This is a genomic window from Grylomicrobium aquisgranense, from assembly GCF_033971865.1.
GTDB lineage: Bacteria > Bacillota_I > Bacilli_A > Erysipelotrichales > Erysipelotrichaceae > Bulleidia > Bulleidia massiliensis.
The window spans coordinates 19,821-39,612 of sequence record NZ_JALBUR010000018.1 but is presented as its reverse complement, the minus strand read 5'-3'; the positions used below and the strand labels follow the sequence as shown (position 1 = coordinate 39,612).

Annotated in this window: 19 protein-coding genes and 1 pseudogene; 19 read left to right on the top strand and 1 reads right to left on the bottom strand. The window is 47.9% G+C overall.

The genetic code is table 11. The annotated features are described in order from the left end of the window. Positions 1-188: 188 nt before the first annotated feature. The 17 genes and pseudogenes from MOZ60_RS07805 to MOZ60_RS07720 all read left to right on the top strand — a co-directional run bounded on the left by MOZ60_RS07805 (position 189) and on the right by MOZ60_RS07720 (position 14,117). A complete protein-coding gene (locus tag MOZ60_RS07805) occupies positions 189-395 on the top strand; it encodes a hypothetical protein (protein WP_370596239.1) in 207 nt (68 codons plus the stop codon). A 258-nt stretch (positions 396-653) separates the two neighbouring features. Next, positions 654-3,161 carry an excinuclease ABC subunit UvrA gene (locus MOZ60_RS07800; protein WP_370596238.1) on the top strand — a complete coding sequence of 836 codons (2,508 nt, stop codon included), beginning with the start codon at positions 654-656 and terminating at the stop codon, positions 3,159-3,161. A gap of 17 nt (positions 3,162-3,178) precedes the next feature. Continuing rightward, a complete protein-coding gene (locus tag MOZ60_RS07795; RefSeq protein WP_370596237.1) occupies positions 3,179-3,373 on the top strand; it encodes a hypothetical protein in 195 nt (64 codons plus the stop codon). An 18-nt stretch (positions 3,374-3,391) separates the two neighbouring features. Beyond that, positions 3,392-3,583, top strand: a complete 192-nt coding sequence (locus MOZ60_RS07790) for a hypothetical protein (protein ID WP_370596236.1) — start codon at positions 3,392-3,394, stop codon at positions 3,581-3,583. Beyond that, a pseudogene (locus tag MOZ60_RS07780) lies at positions 3,567-4,246 on the top strand (DUF1349 domain-containing protein). The gene MOZ60_RS07790 and the pseudogene MOZ60_RS07780 overlap by 17 nt, the downstream one beginning before the upstream one ends. Positions 4,247-4,270: 24 nt before the next feature. Next, positions 4,271-4,915 (top strand): flavodoxin family protein, encoded by a 645-nt coding sequence (locus tag MOZ60_RS07775; RefSeq protein WP_320104302.1) that lies wholly within the window; start codon positions 4,271-4,273, stop codon positions 4,913-4,915. A gap of 52 nt (positions 4,916-4,967) precedes the next feature. After that, positions 4,968-5,282 carry an ArsR/SmtB family transcription factor gene (locus MOZ60_RS07770; RefSeq protein WP_370596233.1) on the top strand — a complete coding sequence of 105 codons (315 nt, stop codon included), beginning with the start codon at positions 4,968-4,970 and terminating at the stop codon, positions 5,280-5,282. 92 nt (positions 5,283-5,374) lie between these two features. Next, on the top strand, positions 5,375-6,424 hold the full coding sequence (gene arsB / locus MOZ60_RS07765; RefSeq protein ID WP_370596232.1) for an ACR3 family arsenite efflux transporter: 1,050 nt from the start codon (positions 5,375-5,377) through the stop codon (positions 6,422-6,424). A 16-nt stretch (positions 6,425-6,440) separates the two neighbouring features. Further along, the gene (locus tag MOZ60_RS07760) at positions 6,441-6,842 is read left to right on the top strand and encodes an arsenate reductase ArsC (RefSeq protein ID WP_370596231.1); all 402 of its coding nucleotides are present in this window, start codon (positions 6,441-6,443) and stop codon (positions 6,840-6,842) included. 127 nt (positions 6,843-6,969) lie between these two features. After that, complete coding sequence (locus MOZ60_RS07755; RefSeq protein ID WP_370596230.1) at positions 6,970-7,782, top strand: nitroreductase family protein; 813 nt, start codon at positions 6,970-6,972, stop codon at positions 7,780-7,782. Continuing rightward, positions 7,782-8,231, top strand: coding sequence for an Rrf2 family transcriptional regulator (locus tag MOZ60_RS07750; RefSeq protein WP_370596229.1), 450 nt, complete (start codon positions 7,782-7,784; stop codon positions 8,229-8,231). Before MOZ60_RS07755 ends, MOZ60_RS07750 begins: the two co-directional genes overlap by 1 nt. Continuing rightward, the gene (locus tag MOZ60_RS07745; protein ID WP_370596228.1) at positions 8,228-9,235 is read left to right on the top strand and encodes an NADP-dependent oxidoreductase; all 1,008 of its coding nucleotides are present in this window, start codon (positions 8,228-8,230) and stop codon (positions 9,233-9,235) included. The genes MOZ60_RS07750 and MOZ60_RS07745 overlap by 4 nt, the downstream gene beginning before the upstream one ends. Positions 9,236-9,358: 123 nt before the next feature. After that, entirely contained in the window at positions 9,359-10,306 is a 948-nt protein-coding gene (locus MOZ60_RS07740; protein WP_370596227.1) for a lactate/malate family dehydrogenase, read from the top strand. Positions 10,307-10,489: 183 nt separating this feature from the next. Beyond that, complete coding sequence (gene larAH6, locus MOZ60_RS07735; RefSeq protein WP_370596226.1) at positions 10,490-11,743, top strand: nickel-dependent malate racemase, LarAH6 family; 1,254 nt, start codon at positions 10,490-10,492, stop codon at positions 11,741-11,743. Between the two features lie 70 nt (positions 11,744-11,813). Further along, a complete protein-coding gene (locus MOZ60_RS07730) occupies positions 11,814-12,209 on the top strand; it encodes a C-GCAxxG-C-C family protein (RefSeq protein WP_370596225.1) in 396 nt (131 codons plus the stop codon). 1 nt (position 12,210) lies between these two features. Continuing rightward, entirely contained in the window at positions 12,211-12,522 is a 312-nt protein-coding gene (locus tag MOZ60_RS07725; protein ID WP_370596224.1) for a hypothetical protein, read from the top strand. 125 nt (positions 12,523-12,647) lie between these two features. After that, complete coding sequence (locus tag MOZ60_RS07720) at positions 12,648-14,117, top strand: glycoside hydrolase family 1 protein (RefSeq protein WP_370596223.1); 1,470 nt, start codon at positions 12,648-12,650, stop codon at positions 14,115-14,117. A 45-nt stretch (positions 14,118-14,162) separates the two neighbouring features. Here MOZ60_RS07720 and MOZ60_RS07715 read toward each other — a convergent pair whose 3' ends face one another. Continuing rightward, entirely contained in the window at positions 14,163-17,159 is a 2,997-nt protein-coding gene (locus MOZ60_RS07715) for an EAL domain-containing protein (protein WP_370596222.1), read from the bottom strand. Positions 17,160-17,370: 211 nt separating this feature from the next. Here MOZ60_RS07715 and MOZ60_RS07710 point away from each other — a divergent pair, with 211 nt between their 5' ends. Together MOZ60_RS07710 and MOZ60_RS07705 are read left to right on the top strand one after the other, a co-directional pair. Then, positions 17,371-18,609, top strand: coding sequence for a PAS domain-containing protein (locus MOZ60_RS07710; protein WP_370596221.1), 1,239 nt, complete (start codon positions 17,371-17,373; stop codon positions 18,607-18,609). Positions 18,610-18,800: 191 nt separating this feature from the next. Next, positions 18,801-19,778 (top strand): glycosyltransferase family 2 protein, encoded by a 978-nt coding sequence (locus MOZ60_RS07705; protein WP_371832642.1) that lies wholly within the window; start codon positions 18,801-18,803, stop codon positions 19,776-19,778. Positions 19,779-19,792: the final 14 nt, after the last annotated feature.

Below are 19,792 nucleotides of genomic sequence, written 5' to 3'. Positions count from 1 at the left end.
CGCAGGTACGCGCATGTATATATCTGTCATCTTTCATACATATAGTATAGTATATATCATTCGAATATAGGTATTATTATCAAGCAAATATGTATAGTACACATAGTTTAAAAAGGCCGATTCATCTTCCCTACAAGTAAGGGAGAATTCTCGGCATACTTCTTAAAAGTTCTGAGGGTAGGAACGGTGTGACAGGTGTAAAAAGCTTTGACAACATTGGCTGTGGCATATGTACGACCCGCTGGCGCTTTGATGCCATCCATCTGGTGTTGGAGCATCCGGAAGCCAGAAAGATGGTGCCTGCAGAAGATACAATGAAGGAAGTGCTGCCGTATGCGGTCCGCAGAGCAGGCAGGATTGTCATCCATAAGATGAAATCAGCTGTAAAGTCATAATTGTACGCAAACTGAAAATCTCATCACGCAGCACGCTGTGATGGGATTTTTTTCTTTTGTCCGCAAAGTATGATGGTCTGCCAGTTCTGCGTGAAAACATGACAGGTTCCTTCCGCCTGTTACTTTCAGAACACAGTGCTTGTGATCATACTTTTGCAAAGATAATATATTCTGCAGGACAGCCAGATGCCGGATGAAGACGCGTATTCTTCCTTTTCCATCAGGCTGTCTGCAAAGCATTGATGAAAGGAGCAAACGATGGCGGCAAATGATGAAAAACAGAAAAAACTTCCTGATCATATCGAAGTGAGAGGGGCAGATGTGCATAATCTGAAGCATGTTGATGTGGATATTCCGCTGCAAAAGATTACTGCGATTGCAGGGGTCTCCGGTTCAGGGAAATCTTCTCTTGCACTTGGTACCCTGTATGCGGAGGGATCCCGGCGCTATCTGGAATCCTTGTCAACGTATACGCGACGGAGGATGACCCAGGCACAGCGGGCAGATGCAGAGGAAGTACGATATGTGCCGGCTGCTCTGGCACTTCGTCAGCGTCCGGGGGTTCCCGGCATTCGCAGTACCTTCGGCACCATGTCCGAACTGCTGAACAGCCTGCGTCTCATGTTCTCCCGTCTGGCAAGCCACCGGTGTCCGAACGGGCATTACTGTCCGCCATCCCTGGCAGTTGCCGCAATGCAGGAAATTACCTGCCCGGTGTGCGGCGCAAAATTCTATGGCCCTGGTGCGGAGGATCTTGCTTTCAACAGTACTGGTGCATGTGGAACTTGCAATGGCACCGGCGTTGTTCAGAAAGTAAATGAGGCTGCACTTGTCCCGGATGATTCAAAGACAATTGATGAAGGTGCAGTAGTGGTCTGGGGAACACTGATGTGGTCATTGATGAAGGATATTGTCCGCACCATGGGTGTCAGAACGAATGTGCCGTTCCGTGATCTGACTCCTGCAGAAAAAGAGATTGTCTATCATGGCGAGATGAAAAAGCATCATATTCATTATGTCAACCCAAATACGCTGGAACCTGCAGAGATGGATTTTACGTATTATTCGGCCGTGAATTCTGTGAAGAACGCTCTTGCCAAGGTCAAGGATGAAAAAGGCATGAAGCGCCTTGAGAAGTATCTGACAGAGGATGTCTGTCCGGACTGCCATGGCACCCGTCTTTCGGAGGCTGCCCGGGCACCGCGGCTGCGGGGAATTTCTCTGGCGGAGGCATCTGCCATGACGCTGTCAGAACTGATTCCCTGGGTCGAGGGTGTTCCTTCTTCCCTGCCGGAAGAGATGCGTCCTATGGCTGCAGATATCTGCGAATCTTTCCTGCATGCTTCAAAGCGGCTGATGGACCTTGGTCTTGGCTATCTTTCTCTTGACCGTGCTGCCTCGACACTGTCTACCGGTGAAAGACAGCGGGTCCAGCTTGCAAGAGCAGTGCGCAACCGCACAACCGGTGTGCTCTATGTCCTTGATGAACCGTCCATTGGTCTGCATCCCTTCAATCTTAAAGGACTGCTCGGCGTCATGGATGACCTGCAGGCAGACGGCAATTCGGTTGTCATCGTCGATCATGACACCCAGGTTCTGAAACATGCTGACTGGATGATTGAGATGGGAAAGGGTGCCGGTGCCGACGGCGGAACGGTGATCTGTCAGGGCACAGTAAGCGATGTTGCTGACAATCCCTCATCTGTAATTGGACCCTATCTGCGTGATGGGTATGAAGCAAGAATACGTCCTGTCACAGACAAGGACAGAATGTTTGCCAAAGGCACGATTCATCTGGAAACAAGTGAAATCCATACGGTTCATCCTTTGGATATCCAGATTCCTGAAGGAAGGCTGACCGTTGTGACCGGCGTATCCGGCTCAGGCAAGACAACAATGGTTCTTGAGAGCCTTGTGCCTGCTCTGAAGGCTAAAATCAGCGGGCAGAAGCTGCCTGACCACGTGAAGAATATTGAGGCAGAGGGAATCAGCCAGGTCAAGCTGATTGATGCCACACCGATCGGCATCAATGTCAGATCAACTGTCGCAACATATGCCAATGTGCATGATGAACTGAGAAAGATTTATGCAAAAACGGAGGACGCAAAGAAACAATCCTGCCGGGCAGCGGATTTTTCCTACAACACAGGCAGTCTGCGGTGTCCGACATGCGATGGAACAGGAGAAATTTCTCTGGATGTACAGTTTCTCCCGGATGTGAAAATCCCGTGCCCGGACTGTCATGGCTCCCGGTACAGCCGGAAGGCCTATGCGATCCGCCGCCGGGCAGCAGATGGAAAGGAATACAGTCTGCCTGAACTGATGAACATGAGTGTCGATCAGGTGCTGCATGCACTGGGTGGGCTTAGAATGCTACAGAAGCGGCTTCAGGTTCTGCATGATCTTGGCCTTGGCTATCTGACTCTTGGTGAGGAGACACCGGGACTTTCTGGCGGAGAAGCACAAAGACTCAAGCTTGCCAGTGAAATGGGAAAAGGGCAGAGTGATTCTGTATTCGTGTTTGATGAACCAACGATCGGCCTTCATCCGCAGGATGTCAGAACGCTTCTGCAGGTTTTCCAGACACTGATCAACCATGGTGCTACCGTAATTGTCATTGAACATGACCTGGATGTGATCAGAAATGCAGACTATATTATTGATCTTGGACCGGGAGGAGGCAAAGAAGGCGGCCGCCTGACTGCATGCGGTACACCCGAAGAAATCCGTCAGTGTCCGCAAAGCCTGACCGGAAGATTTATCTGATCAGCAAGCGGCAAAGAATGCCGGTGTTTCTGGATGTGCATCCAGTCATGCCGGCATCCTTTTTGCGTGATGACAGAAATGAACTTGCTGATCCGCTGGTGGAAGATGGAAAAAAGATGCCGCACTGCTTTGTGGCCGGGGAAAGAACAGATCCTGTTGCCAGGAAAGCATTCCTGAGACTGACTGCTTTTCTGGATCAGCATTGTTCCTGACTTCAGGAAGACGGAGATATGGACAGACCAGAAGCATTTGAAAAGATGCTTGCAGATATGCAGCAGCAGGCAGAAAAGGAACATGTTGAGATGGAAAAAATGAAAGCTGCGGGAAAGGAGAAGACAACTGCTTACCGGCAGTATTTCAGCAATCACCTGTTTTATCAGATGATATTCAGAAAATACAGGGAGCATGGACTGGTACAATAATCCTTGTAAAGGAGGCTGTATGCCTGCCATACAGGACAGAAATACAGCAGGGGAGGAAAGTATGGAAGAGACATTGAAATGGGAATGGACAAGGAAGCCTGCAGATTTCAGTATTGATTCCGGCCGCATTGAAATTACGACGCAGCCGCATACGGATCTGTGGCAGAGAACGTACTATCATTTTCAAAATGATAATGCGCCCTGCTGCAGATGGAGACAGAAGAAAAGTATTTTTCGTTTGTGGTGAAGACGGATTTCCATGGCAGCCATCACCGCTTTGACCAGTGTGGGATTGTCATGTACCTGGATGCAGAAAACTGGCTGAAGGGTTCGGTGGAATATGAAAACGAGCACTTCCAGCATCTAGGCTCAGTGGTAACCAATCACGGCTATTCCGACTGGGCAACAACAGAAATTTCCTCAGATATCAAAACAATGTGGTACCGTTTCAGCAGGCGGGAAGATGACTATTGCATTGAATGTTCGCAGGATGGCATCCATTTTTCCCAGATGCGTATATGCCACATGTGGGAAGGTGCAGGCAGAATTCGTTTTGGCATTTATGCCTGCAGTCCGGAGGAGTCAAGCTTTACCGCTGTGTTTACGGATATGAAGCTGATGGATTGCGTCTGGAAGGCACATGATGGTCAGCAGCCGGACTGAAAAGAAGGAATTGAGGGCAATGAAATGAAAACGATCGTATTGAATGCGAGTCCACGTAAAACATGGAATACAGCAAAACTGTTGAAATCGGCTGCGAAGGGAGCAGAAGATGCTGGTGCCCAGGTGACTTATATTGATCTGTATGATCTGAATTTTACAGGATGCCGCAGCTGCATGCTCTGCAAGAGAAAAGGCGTTCAGAGATGCCACTGCTACTGGCCGGACGATCTTTCCCCAGTCATTGATCAGATCTTTGCTTCGGATGTGATGCTTATCGGCACATGCATCTATCTTGGCAGACCGGCAAGCAGGTATTTTGAACTGATGGAGCGCCTGCATTTCTGTGCATTGTCATACGATGATTATCACTGCTATTTCACCGGAAAGGTAAATGTTGGCATGTTTGTAGCCATGAATGCAACCAAGCCTTTTTATGACCGGATGTACAAGGATGCTTTTGAGGGGTATGCTGCGGAGCTGAAGATGCTGAATGGGACAGTGGAGCTGCATCCATGCTATAACACACTTCAGGTTGCAGATTATTCAAAATTTGACATGGCTTCTTTTGATGAAACTGCCAAACGATATGCGCACGAGCATGAATTTCCAAAAGATCTTGAAAATGCATATCAGGTGGGAAAGCATCTGAGTACTCCTGCAACACATTGACGGCTATAAATGTGAGAGCTATTATATCAGTGTGATGAAAAGAGTGAATAGTATGGGATGCAGGGAAGATGCCAGAAAAATAAAGGCTCTGGCGGATGAAAACCGTCTTGCCATCATGCTTGTTCTTCAGCATGGCGAAATGTGCGGCTGCGATCTGCTGGCCAGACTGAAGATCAGTCAGCCTACGCTTTCTCATCACATGAAAATTCTGGCTGACAGCGGGCTTGTGAATTGCTGCAGACAGGGAAAGTGGATGTATTATTCTATTTCCGAAAAGGGCGTCAGAGCGTTCCGGGAAATGATTGGCATGTATGCAAGATGTGATTGTGAAACGGACAGCAGCGTATCCTGCGGATGCGGAAAATAAAAGAAGTGAGGGCGGGCAGTCTGGAATGACTGCCTGTATATTTGCTTCATAAATTGATGCATTTAAATATATCAAATTAAGGAGGAATTGTAATGACAGCACAAAACAAAGGAATCAGTACATTTCAGAGGTATCTTACAGTATGGGTGCTATTGTGCATGATCACAGGCGTACTCATTGGACATTTTATTCCGGCTGTTCCAGCTGTCCTTGGAAAACTGCAGATCGCAGGCATTTCTATTCCGATTGCCATTCTGATCTGGATCATGATTTATCCAATGATGATGAAAGTAGATTTTCAAAGTATCCGGCAGGTTGGCAGAAATCCAAAGGGACTGTTCGTTACATGGATCACGAACTGGCTGGTAAAGCCATTTACCATGTATGGCATCTCCTGGCTGTTTCTGTTTGTGATCTTCCGCGCATTCATTTCTCCTGAACTTGCAAAGCAGTATCTTGCCGGTGCCGTTCTTCTTGGCGCGGCTCCCTGCACAGCCATGGTATTTGTCTGGAGTACACTGACCAATGGCAATCCCGCCTATACGGTTGTTCAGGTTGCCACAAATGATCTCATCATTCTGGTGGCCTTTGTTCCGATCGTGAAATTCCTGCTTGGTGTTTCGCATGTTCAGGTGCCCTACAGCATTCTGTTTGTCAGTATTTTCCTGTTTGTCGTGATCCCGCTTGCCGGCGGCATTCTGACCAGAGTGATCGTTACAAAGAAAAAAGGAACAGCGTATTTTAACAATACATTTATCCACAAGTTTGACAATGCGACAACAGCCGGTCTTTTGCTGACGCTGATCATCATCTTCAGTTGTCAGGCAGATGTGATCCTGTCCAATCCGCTTCATATTCTTCTGATTGCGGTACCGCTTACCATTCAGACCTTCCTGATCTTCTTCCTTGCCTATGGTGCCGCCAGAATGCTGAAACTGCCGCATGATATTGCAGCACCAGCGGGATTGATCGGTGCTTCGAATTTTTTTGAACTGGCAGTAGCTGTTGCCATTGCTCTGTTTGGAACGGCGAGCCCGGCTGCTCTTGCAACAACAGTTGGTGTTCTTACTGAGGTGCCGGTTATGCTGATGCTTGTGCGTATTGCAAATAAGACAAAGTCATCTTTTGATGCGGAACAGTGAAGGAGAAAGCTGACGTATGAAGTCTGCTAAAAAAGTCGCGTTTATTTGTGTTCATAATTCCTGCCGCTCCCAGATCGCCGAAGCACTTGGCAAATCCCTTGCCGGTGATGTCTTTGTCAGTTATTCCGCGGGTACCAGTCTGAAGGCTGGCCTGAATCCGGATGCAGTGCGGATCATGAAGAAACTTTATGGTATTGACATGGAAAAGACGCAGTATCCCAAGCTGATTGCGGATATTCCAGATCCGGATATAGTCATTTCCATGGGCTGCGCAGATGGATGCCCCTATATTGGCAGAGCATTTGATGAAGACTGGCATCTGCCGGATCCAACCGGCAGATCAGATGCTTTTTTCAACGCGGTGATCAAAGAAATTGAGACCAATATTCTCCGGCTGAAGAAGATACTGCAGGCCTGAACTGCCGTATCTTTTTTCTTTTGCATCAAAATGGTTGACGCAGTAAAACAGGCGTGATAATGTATCTGCACCTGATACAGGTACAACATGAACCGATACAGCAGCTTCATGCTGGAAAGGAAAAAGGATGAATACAGAGACGATTGAAAATAGAAAAAGTGTAAGAACATTCAATGGGAAACCAGTTCCTGCAGAGCTGATGGCACAGGTCAGAGATTTTCTGCATCATGATGAAAATCCATTCGGCGTACCAATTGAATATTTCATTCTGGATGCGAAGAAGGAAGGTGCAGGAAGTCCTGTTATTGTTGGAACAGATACATATGTGGCGGGAAAGTGCAGACGGCAGAAGAATGCAGAAATTGCATTTGGCTATTCCTTTGAGAAGTTTATCCTGTTTGCTACATCACTTGGCCTTGGTACAGTCTGGCTTGCCGGTACTATTGACCGCAAAGCATTTGAACGTGCCATTGATTTGAAAGAGGATGAGGTGATGCCGGCGGTGTCACCGCTTGGCTTTGCGGCAGCGAAGCGTTCTCTTCGTGACAGCATGATGCGCAAAGGACTGAAGTCTGACAGCCGCATGCCATTTGCGGAATTGTTTTTCCGTGACAACTTTCAGCAGCCTCTGGAAGAAAAGGATGCCGGCATCTGGAAGACAGCACTGGATATGGTCAGACTGGCACCGTCCGCAACCAATAAACAGCCCTGGCGCGTGATTGTCACAAAAGACAGCATTCATTTCTATGAAAAGAAAACAAAGGGCTATGCCAATCAGTCTGGTGATATCCAGAAGGTTGATCTTGGCATTGCCATGTGCCACTTTGAAATCGGTGCTGACCAGAGCGGTCTGAAAGGAAGATGGATTCAGGAAGATCCCGGTATTCAGACAGCACATGATACTGAGTATATTGCAACGTTTGTACGGGAGAAGAACTGATGGATACGAAGTTTTCATCCGCTATCCACGCACTGATCCTGATCAGTGAATCACAGGAGCCAATGAATTCTGATCAGATTGCAGAAAGTGTCGGTACCAATCCAAGCTATATCAGAAAGCTTACTACTCGTCTTGCCAGGGCAGGAATCATTGAGGGACGCCGTGGGGTCAGCGGCTTTCGCATGAGCAAAAAACCGGAAGAGATCACCATGCTGGATATTTATCGTGCGGTCAATGAAACAGAAAATGTCCATTTGTTTGATGTGCATCAGAATCCCAGTGATGCCTGCATAGTCGGCCATCATATCCGTCCGGTCCTGGACAGTATGTTCCGCCAGACAGAAAAGAGTGTAGAGGACAGGCTTGCCGGGATGACACTTGCGGACTGCATTGATCATTTGCGGGCATATATCAGAGATGAAGAGAAAGAAGAAGGAAAAACAAGATGAAAGCAGCAATTCTGACAAAGTATGATAAAAAAGGGAAGGATCTTCTGATTCAGGATATTCCGGTTCCTGTGGTAGGAAATGATGAAGTGCTTGTCAAGATCATGGCAGCGGCTGTCAATCCGGTTGATAATATGATTGTCCGTGGAGAAGTAAAACTGATTGTTCCCTACCGGATGCCGCTGGTAATGGGAAATGAGTTTGCGGGTGTTGTGGAAAAGACAGGATCATCTGTTTCCGGATTCAGAAAGGGTGACCGTGTCTATGGCAGGATGCCTCTGAAGAAGATCGGCGCTTTTGCAGAGTATGCAGCAGTCAGTGCGTCTGCCCTTGCTATCATTCCGGATTATCTGTCATTTGAGCAGGCAGCCTGCGTCCCCCTGACAGCGCTGACTGCAATGCAGGCATTTGAAATCATGCACGTCAAAGCAGGCGAATCCGTCTTTATTTCAGGAGGAACCGGAAGTCTTGGCGCCATGGCCATTCCGGTTGCCAGAAGCCTTGGCCTGCATGTCTATACCAATGGCAGCGGTGAAAATGAAGCGCGTGTCAGGAAGCTTGGCGCCGAGAAATTCATCGATTACAGGAAAGAAAAGTATGTAAATGTTCTTAAAGATGTTGATCATGTTCTGGATACACTTGGCGATCGTGAACTGCCCAATGAGTTCAAGGTGCTGAAGAAGGGTGGAAATTTGGTATCACTGCGCGGACTGCCCAATGGCAGGTTTGCCCGCAGAAGCGGGATGCCGTTTTATAAGCGTTTCCTGTTCCAGGCTGCGGGAAGAAAATATGATAAGATGGCAGCTGCGAAAGGACAGACATATGATTTCCTGTTCGTGCATGAAAATGGCAGGCAGCTGGAAGAAATCGGCAGACTGTTTGACAAGGATCATCCGCTGCAGACATCCATTGATACCGTCTATACACTGGATCAGATCAATGAGGCAATGGAAAAGGTCAGAAAGGGAAGATCCAGAGGAAAGACGATTGTCAGAATCGGTGCATAGGCGTGATACAGGAGCAGGTTTGTTCAGCCTGCTCTTTTTCAGTTATTGCACATGATTCTTTCCCTTGCAAAAAGAGAACTGTGAGAACAGAATTGTCATATCAATTTACAGGGAGGTATGACGATGAGTGTATCTTATGGAAAACTTGTGATTGTCGGTGCCGGAAAGGTTGGCTCTGCTGTGCTGAATTCGGTTCTGCGCATGAATATTATCGATGATATTGTCATGATCAACCGGCACAGAGAAAAAGCGCTGGGAGAAGTGCTGGATGCCAGTCATACGACTGCCTTTGCCTATAGTTCCAATGCGAGTATCCGTGTTGGTGACTACAGTGACTGCAGGGATGCACATATTATTGTGATCACGGCCGGACCTTCCATTCAGCCTGGCAATCATGACCGCAACACACTGCTGAAGAAAAATGTGGAAGTGATGGATGAGGTCATGAAGCAGATTACGACATATACCAAAGAAGCGATCATCATCATGATCTCAAACCCGCTGGATGTTCTGACGTACTATTTACAGCGGAAATACGATTATCCTGCCGGCCGCATCATGGGTACCGGAACCCTGCTGGATACTGCCCGCTTTAATAAAATGCTTGGTGATCTGTGTGGTGTGGATGCCAAGAATGTCGTGGGCTTTGTGCTCGGTGAACATGGCTCTACATCGTTTATTCCGTGGAATACCGTGAATATTGTCGGGGTTCCGTTTGATGATCTTGCCAGGGAATTCGGTCTGAAAGCACCAATTGACAAGGAGGCTCTGCTCAGTGAGACCAAGAGCATCGGACCGCACATTGTTGACCTGAAGGGCTATACAAGTTCCGGCGTTTCTCTTGCGGCATGCCGCATCATTGGTGCGATTGTGCGCAATGAGCACTGCATTGTACCGGTATCTGCCGTTATGCAGGGGAAGTATGGCTATGATGATGTGGCAATGAGTCTTCCCTGCATTCTGTCCAAAGCAGGAATTGACCGTATCATTGAACTTCCGCTTGATGCGCAGGGCATGCATGATCTGCGTGTTTCTCATGATCATCTGCGGGAACTGATTGAGATGATCTGAGAACAGCATCAGCCCGGATTCAGTAAAGGAATATTTCCCCTTTGCAGAGTCTTTTTTTGGCAAGTTCTGATCACTGTTGTCTGCGGATGCAGAAAATGACATCAGGCCGGATCGAAATACTGCTGAGGATGCATGCAGGCTGTCTGCATAAAATAGTATTATATGCGTTAAGGGAGGCAACATATGAAAGTGCAGTTTGGCTTTGGCCAGGGATATCAGGAAGTTGATATCAGTGAGAAAAACCTTCTGTCTGTACTGGAACCTGGAAGACTTCCTTCTTTTCCGGATGAACAGGAAATCCTGCAGGAGGCACTGTCTGCCCCCATTGGTACAAAGAGACTGCGGGAGATTGTGCATCCCGGTCAGAAGATTGCCATTGTTACAAGTGATATTTCCCGGCCGTGTCCGTCTATGAAAATCCTGCCGGCTGTCATAGCAGAGCTTTCTGCAGCCGGTATTCCGGATCAGGATATTACGATTACGTTTGCGCTTGGAAGTCACCGGCATATGACGGATCAGGAAAGAGAGCATCTTGCCGGAAAAGAAATCTTCAGCCGGATTGTCTGTCGGGACAGCAGCCCTGATGATACGGTCAGAATCGGCTGTACAGGCCGCGGCACGGATGTTTTGATTGACCGCACGGTGATGGAGGCAGACAGGCGCATCTGCATCGGCAATGTGGAGTACCATTACTTTGCCGGTTTCTCCGGTGGTGCCAAGGCCATTTTTCCCGGCTGCAGCACACCTGCTTCCATTGCCATGAATCACAGGTGGATGATTGATCCGGAATCATTTTCCGGAAGTCTCGATGACAATCCTGTCCGTCAGGATCTTGAGGAAGCTGCTGGTCTTGCCGGTATTGATTTTATTGTCAATGTCGTTTTGAACCCGGGAAAAAAGATTGTATATGCAGCATGCGGTGAGATGAGAAAAGCACACCGCGATGCGTGCCGGTATCTTGCCGGTGCCTATGCATGCAGAATTCCCAGGGAAGCAGATATCGTCATTGTTTCCCAGGGCGGCTATCCCAAGGATCTGAATCTTTATCAGCTGCAGAAAGCGCTGGATAATGCCAGACATGCGGTCAGAAAGGGCGGTACGGTTATCCTGGTGGGATCGGCGAAGGAAGGCTTTGGCAATGCAGTGTTTCAGGATTGGATGCTTTCATCCAGAACGCCGCAGGAAATACTGCGGGATCTTCATCAGCGCTTTGTTTTAGGTGGGCATAAGGCAGCAGCGATTGCCAGGGTGAGAGAAAAAGCGGATATTTTCTTTGTGTCGGAAATGGATCCAGAGATACTTGGAAAGACGATGCTGAAACCGTATGAATCTCTTGGAACCGCATACAGGGATGCCCTTGCTGAATATGGCAGAAATGCGTCTGTGATTGCGATGCCGTATGGGGGCAGTACACTGCCAGTGCCTGATAAGGTGTAAATAGCATTGAGTGCCGTCACAGTATGAACATACATGTGACGATGCAGTAATACACGAAGGAGGATATGAAATGACGATAGAGGAACGTGCTGAGAAGGCTGCTGCTTTGAAAGCGGAAGGAAAATGCAATTGTGCCCAGGCGGTTGTCAGTGTGTTTGCAGACAGGATTCCTGTGGATCATGATACGCTGATGAAATTGACATCGGGATTTGCAGCGGGCATGGGGTGCATGGAGAGTACCTGCGGTGCACTGACAGGCGCAGTGATGGCTGCCGGTATTCTGACAGACGGGCAGAGGACGCCTGCATATGCGGCACAGATTCTGAGGGAGTTTGAACAAAGGAGCGGCGCACTCATATGCAGGGACCTCAAGGGCATCAACACTGGAAAACCGGTCTGTCCGTGTCCTGACTGTGTGCGCAATGCGGTTCTTGCGGCCGGGGCGGCATTGAATATCAGGGAATAGGATGGATCAGAGAAGCAGAAACAGAGCAGCATGCAGGAAAAAGCTGATCGTCGCTTTGGTGAAAAGAGGGTTTCCGGCAGAATTTGGACAGGTGATCGCAGACCAGCTTGGCACGGAAATGACAATGAAACGCATGATTTCCTATCTGCATCATGATGGTGTGTATTCTGCAGAGGAAATTGTGGATGAGATGCTGGCAATTCTGGCGGAGAGAGATAGCTGGCAGCGCAAGCATATTGCAGAATACAACAATAGAAAATACAATGATCTTCTGAATTTCGGGCTTGGCAGCGAGGATGAAGATGAGCAGTAACAGGCAGGGATATTCATTGGCATGATGGTGTCACTGCCTGTTATGCTTTATCAGAATGAGTAAAACTTTCAGCCAGTTTATTGTCATTTTTTTGGTATCCTGTTAACAGGAGGACTATTGTATTTATGGCATTTCCAAATGGATTCTTGTGGGGCGGCGCTGTTGCTGCCAATCAGTGGGAAGGCGGCTGGAATTTAGGCGGCCGCGGCCCGGCAATGACGGATGTGACAACCGGCGGAACGGTAACAGAGCATCGCAAAGTTACGTATATTGACAAGGATGGCAATCACTGCACCATGCTGCAGCATGAGAAGCTGCCGGAAGGGGCACACTATGCTGTTCTGGATGAGTACCATTATCCAAACCATGAGGCCGTAGATGGTTATCATCATTACAAGGAGGATATTGCACTGTTTGCTGAGATGGGATTCAAGCAGTTCCGCATGTCGATTTCCTGGAGCAGACTGTATCCGACTGGTCTTGAAAAAGAGCCAAACAGAGAAGGTGTCGAATTATACCGCAGTGTTTTTGAAGAGTGCAGAAAGTATGACATTGAGCCGTTAGTCACGATCTGGCACTTTGATACACCGCTGTATCTTGAGGAGCACTGCGGAGGATGGCTGAACCGTGAGACGATTGATCTGTATGTCCGCTTTGCCACAACCTGCTTCACAGAGTACAAGGGTCTTGTGCATCACTGGCTGACCTTTAATGAAATCAATAATACGATCATGTTCCTGGATTTCGCCGGAGGTGAGCATGCTGATCAGGAGTATCAGGATGCGTATCAGCATCTGCATTACCAGTTTGTGGCAAGTGCCAAAGCGGTGATGATCGGTCATGCGATTGATCCTGACAATATGATCGGCTGCATGATTTGCGGCATCACCAACTATCCGGCAACATGTGATCCAAAGGATATTCTTGCCTGCCAGCATCAGTGGGAGAAGAACATCTACTACTGCGGCGATGTGCAGGTGCTGGGTGCCTATGGCAGCTATGCCACACGTCTTTGGAAAGAGCACAATGTCAGCCTGGATATCACGGATGAGGATCTCGAACTGCTTTCTGCAGGTACTGTGGACATGTACACATTCTCTTACTACATGTCTTCACTTGTCACCACGCACAAGGTGACAGATCAGGTTGCCGGCAACTTCTCCAAGGGACAGAAGAACGAGTATCTGGAATATTCTGACTGGGGATGGGCTGTGGATCCGGATGGCCTGCAGTATTATCTGGAAATGATGTACCAGCGCTATAACGTACCGATGATGGTTGTGGAGAATGGACTTGGTGCGTATGACAAGGTGGAGGATGATGGTTCCATCCATGATCCATACCGCATTGATTATTTCCGCAAGCATATCAAAGCGATGGAAAAGGCAATTGAAAACGGTGTGGATGTGATTGGCTATACTACATGGGGCTGCATTGATGTCGTTTCGGCCGGCACTGGCGAAATGAGGAAGAGATATGGCTTCATCTATGTAGATATGGATGATGAAGGAAAGGGAACCATGAAGCGTTCCCGCAAGGATTCCTTCTATTGGTACAAGAAAGTCATTGCCTCCAACGGCGCAGATCTTGACTGAGGAATAAGAAAAACATGGCATCAGCCATTCTGTTTGTCTGGATATTCAATCCAGGCAGGCAGTCTGATTCTTGCCATGTTTTTTTGCTTCATACATTGCTTGATCTGCGTTCTCGATCATGCTTGTCACATCATCTGCTCTGGCAGTATAGCCAATCGAGGCAGTGACCGAAATGCGTTTTCCATCCGGAAGCAGAATGCAGAGGGCATGAATCTGATCCAGAAGTGTTCTGGTCAGATCTGCAATGCTTTCATCTGTGATGTGGCAGAGACCCACAATTTCCTCACCGCCATAGCGGTAAAAGGAAATACCATGATCAGCCCCGAAATCCATGATGGTTTTGCCAATTGCCTTCAGGCATGCATCACCAGCCGCATGACCATACGTATCATTAATGTGCTTGAAATCATCCACATCCAGAAAGATAACGGCATTAATCACACAGGCACTGCTTTCTTTTTCCTGTTTTATGAAATCATACAGAGCCAGCCGGCTGTTCAAACCAGTCAGAACATCATAGCGGCGGTCACGTTCAGCCTGTGTATACAGTTTCCATGTTTCATTGATTCTTTCCTGCAGCATCTTCTTCTCAATGCTGGCTTCCTGGCGTTCCCGCTGCAGTTCTTCAATGTGTGTCTTTTCCTTTGAAATATCGACACCATACAGAATACTCTCAACATGATTGTTATTCGGATTATCAATCAAATGTACGGTAATACGTGACCAGCGGATCGAACGGTCATCATAGTACGATTCTGTTTCCAGAACGATCTGCCGTTTATTCACAGCATATGCCTGCATCTGTGCTTCCCGGCTGAAGGTATTAAAGAATACTCTCTGCCCTTCTTCATCCGGCACAAAAGAACCAATCTGGCGGATCAGCGTATTCACGTCCTTGATATTCTGAATGTCTCTGGCATTCTTGGCATTGCCGCCGGAGCTCAGCCACTTGTCAGCAGTCAGATCCATATGGAAGACACCCTGTCCCTCCGGAATATGTTCCAGAATGGAACGCATCTGATCCGCATAGCGCCGCTCTGCTGCCTTTGTCTGTGTAATGTCATGGCCATATTCCATGAAGACACGTTTTCCATTCCAGGTTGTATATCTTGCCTTCAAAGAGAATACATGGGAGCCATCATCCACTTCCACCATCTTCTCATCTTCACCATTCATCAGTTTCATCGGGCAGTGTCCGCACGGAGCATCCAGGCCAAGCATGTACTGATAACATTTGGCACCATGATAGGACAGATCCGGATGGCCGGAGATATCTCTGGTCATGGCATTGGCATAGACCATGCTGTAATCCTCCGGATGGCATACCTGAATAAACTGGCCGGAATGGTCCACCAGGTCCATAAGGTTATCCAGATCAAAGCTCTCTCGTGTATCGGAAGCAGAATACTTCTGTCCCTGCGAAGATGAGATTTGTGCATGAGACAGATAACTCCGGAAATCCTGCTGGGAAAGCGGCTTGGAATAGTAATACCCCTGAATATAATCGCAGCCATGCGCTTTGAGATACTCCAACTGTGCTTTGTTTTCCACGCCTTCGGCAACTGTCCTCATACCGATGGTATGGCACATGTTAATCGCTGCATCAATGACAGCCCGCACAGTTGGCTTGGTTTCAATCTGATCAACAAACGACTTGTCAATCTTGATGATATCAAAGGCATAGTCACCGATCATGCCAAGAGAAGAATAGCCGCTGCCAAAATCATCCAGCAGCACCTTGGCACCGGTCTTGCGCAGCTGCTGCAGCAGATACGCACAGTTCTCCTTCAGAACTGCAACCGCCGTTTCTGTTACCTCATAGTTGATCTTTCCTTCTGGCAGAGAGCTTGTTTCAGCAATCCTGAAGATTTCATTCATGAACGACTGGTTGTAGAAATCCTGGCGGGACAGATTGACCGACACCGGCACAATCGGGATCTGCCTGTCCATCTGTTCCTTCTGGAAGGTGTAGACATGCTTTAAGACATACAGATCCAGATCGGTGATGAGACCGCTGCTTTCCAGAGCAGGAATGAAGTGATCCGGGACAATAAAGCCGCGGGATGGATGCTGCCAGCGCACAAGTGCTTCTGCACCGCACAAACAGCCGCTCTTTGCTTCAATGATCGGTTGATAATAAACCTTGAAATGTTCATTGTGCAGACTGCTGGAAAAGCCCGAAAGCACCTCCGCCTGGTCAATATACTTCTCCCGCATGGCCGCATTGAACTGGGCAAAGCTGCCATACTTGTCCTGATCTGCATTCTGCTTGGCAAGAATCGTCCATTCCACCATACGGGAAATGGATGACTGGGAATTTTCAACATAATAAATGCCGCAGCGCAGATGCAGGTGAACGGTGCGATTGTCTTTTGACCAATCCAGATTCAGAAGTTCATTCATATGATCCAGCTGAATGGAAGCTTTTGGTACAAGAAACAAAAACCAGTCAGATTCAATGCGCGCCGAAACAACCGGATGCAGCCAGCTTTCATGCAGGTGGTGGAATACATACCGCAGAACCTGATCGCCGCCTTCAATGCCAAAAATGTCGTTGATTGCCTTGAAATTGTGGATGTCAAAAAGGATCATCGCATAGTCTGTCTTATCAGCGTGGGCAAAGACACGCTTGGTCTCACGGATGAACCCCTTACGGGTAAAGCCTTCTGTCAGGGTATCGAAATATTCCTGCTCAAGCAGTTTCTGCAGTTCTGCCTTTGTACGGGGCAGCTTGGCGGCAATGGTTTCACTGTCTCCCACAGTACTCATCACAAGTGCGTGGCCAACCTTGCCATTGTCCAGATTGACATCCACAGCATCCACTGTTTCACAAATGTTGCGGATTGGATCCAGATATGTCTGCGGTCCATGGATATGATTGGCAACCGGACACGGCGGGCATGGCTCATTCAGTCCCATCAGGCATTGGTAACATTTCTTGCCGATCTGCAAAGAGGGGTACAGTTCCTTGATCGTATCATTCAGATGAATGACATTGTAATTCTCATCGATAATATATGTTCCTGACGACTTGCTGCTCATATTCCGTTCCCCTCTTGAAGCATCGCAATCTGCAGTGCTTCTTTTGAAATACATCATAATATTGTATTTGTCATGATGAAAAGAGTCAATTTTGCACATCTATCTAACAGTGCATAACACGGCAGTACATAAAAACTGCATGGGATTTCACAATCCTGTGGTGCTTTTCTGGATGCGTGCCTGCTACAATGGCACATGGAAGGTGAAGACAATGACAAATACGATTGATGCAGATCAGCCTCTCTGGGAAGTGCTGGATATCTATCCACAGCTGAAAAAGATTCTGAAGGAAGCAGGGTTCAAAGAAGCGGAAAATCCGTACAAACTGAAAATTGCAGCAAAATCGGCATCACTTGCATATCTGATGGCAAGAAACCATGTGTCATATGAACAGATGGATGCGATCCTGAAGGAAAATGGGCTTGCATTAACCGGACAGCAGGAGGAAGAAACAGCAGATGCCAGCCAGAGTGAAAGACCGCTGCTGTACCAGTCTTTTGATCAGGCACAGACGGAGATCCAGGTGGAACATCAGGATCCTTCCAGCATGGAGGATGGTCATCCGCTGCAGACACTGCAGAAGGAAAATGAATGCCTGCGGAATCATCTGCAAAAGATCCGGGCAGATCTGAATGATGGCAAAGAGCCATCAGCGGCATTGCTGCCATTAAAGCCGCTGCCAAAGCTGTACAGTTTCATTGAAGAAGTGATCATGCCGATGCTGTACCGGTATGGATTCTATGAATATACGGATGAGCTCTGGAAACAGGAAGAGGATGCCCGCCATACAATGTCTCGCATTGTCCACAATCTGATGAGACCGGGCAGTGATGTTCCCGGAGAAACAAGCGAATTGCTGGATAAGATCGAAGAGATTGCGGATCAGCAGGACAATGCGTTGTATCCGCTTGCTCTGGATCATTTTACACAGGATGAGTGGGTACAGATTTATCTGGATCTGAAAAGGGAAGAATCTGCGTTTCTTCCTTCTGTGCCGGTATGGCATACAGGTGAAGAACTGGCATCTGTTTTTCAGCGGCCGCAGGGTATTGATGCTGCCACAGGCACAATTCGTCTGGAAAGGGGTACACTGACATACCCACAGCTCAAAGCCATCCTGGACAAGCTGCCTGTTGATCTGACCTTTATTGACGAAAATGATATGAATCGGTATTTCCTGGATAATGGCAGAATCTTCATGCGTCCTTCTACTGCCCTTGACCGGCCGGTGAAAGACTGTCACCCGCCCCGTGTGCAGATTGCCCTTGCCAATCTTCTGAAAGACTTTAAATCCGGCAAGCGGGACCACATGGAAATCTGGAGTGAACATCCGTTCCCTGTCCATGTTCACTATCTGGCTCTGCATGACGACAATGGCAGATATATCGGTGCACTTGAAATCGTGCAGAAGTGTGATGAGATTGCGTCTCACTTCTGTAAAACAAAATAATGATTGAAATGTTTTGATCAGGATCACAGCAGATGCTGCGATCAATGGCATCTTTCATTGACAGACAGAAGCAGGGCATGTCTCTGGAAATGCTGGTGGAGGATTTTTGAACGGAACGGATGCTTTCATGACATCTCTGGCATCCAATATTATGGTGTAGTATAGTTGTAGCCATGCAGAAGGATATTGGGATGAAGCTGCTGTCAGTCGTTGTGCCATGCTTCAATGAAGAGGAAAACATTGATTATTTCTATACGGAAATGGCAAAGAATGATGCTTTTTTCCAGTCTCATAATATGCAGAAAGAGATCATTTTCGTGGATGATGGTTCCCGTGATCATACTGTGGAAAAGGTCAAGGCACTGCATGAAAAGGATCCTGCAGTTGTGCTGATTTCCTTCTCCCGCAACTTTGGCAAGGAAGCAGCGATGTATGCCGGTCTGCAGGCCGCAAAGGGTGACTATGTAGCGGTCATGGATGCAGATCTGCAGGACCCACCATCCTTACTGCCGGAAATGTTTGGCTATCTGGATCAGGGCTATGATCAGGTCGCAACCCGCCGGGCAACCAGAAAAGGAGAACCAAAGGTACGTTCCTGGTTTGCCAGACGCTTCTATGCTCTGATCAACCGGTTTTCAGCGACCAGAATTGTGGATGGATCACGTGACTACCGTCTGATGACAAGACAGGTCGTTGATGCCATTCTGCAGGTGACCGAATACAACCGTTTTTCCAAAGGCCTGTTTTCCTGGGTGGGATTTCAGACAAAATGGATCTCTTATGACAATGTGGAAAGAAAGTACGGTAAAACCAAGTGGTCTTTCTTTTCCTTGTTCCGCTATGCACTGGATGGCATTGCGGCCTATTCGACCGTCCCACTTGCCATTGCGAGTTTCTTTGGCATATTCTTTTGTATCCTTGCCATCCTGATGATCATCTTCATCATTATCCGCAAACTGATCTTCGGCGATCCAACCCCGGGCTGGCCAAGCCTTGTCTGCATCATTCTGCTGATCGGCGGCATTCAGCTGCTGTGCATCGGCATCATCGGACAATATCTGTCCAAGACCTATCTGGAAGTCAAGAACCGGCCGATCTATCTTGTTCGTGAAAAAGTAGGACAGGGGACCGATCTTGAAAGGCCGAGACCGGATGATGAAAATAAGTAAATATTTTCATGAAA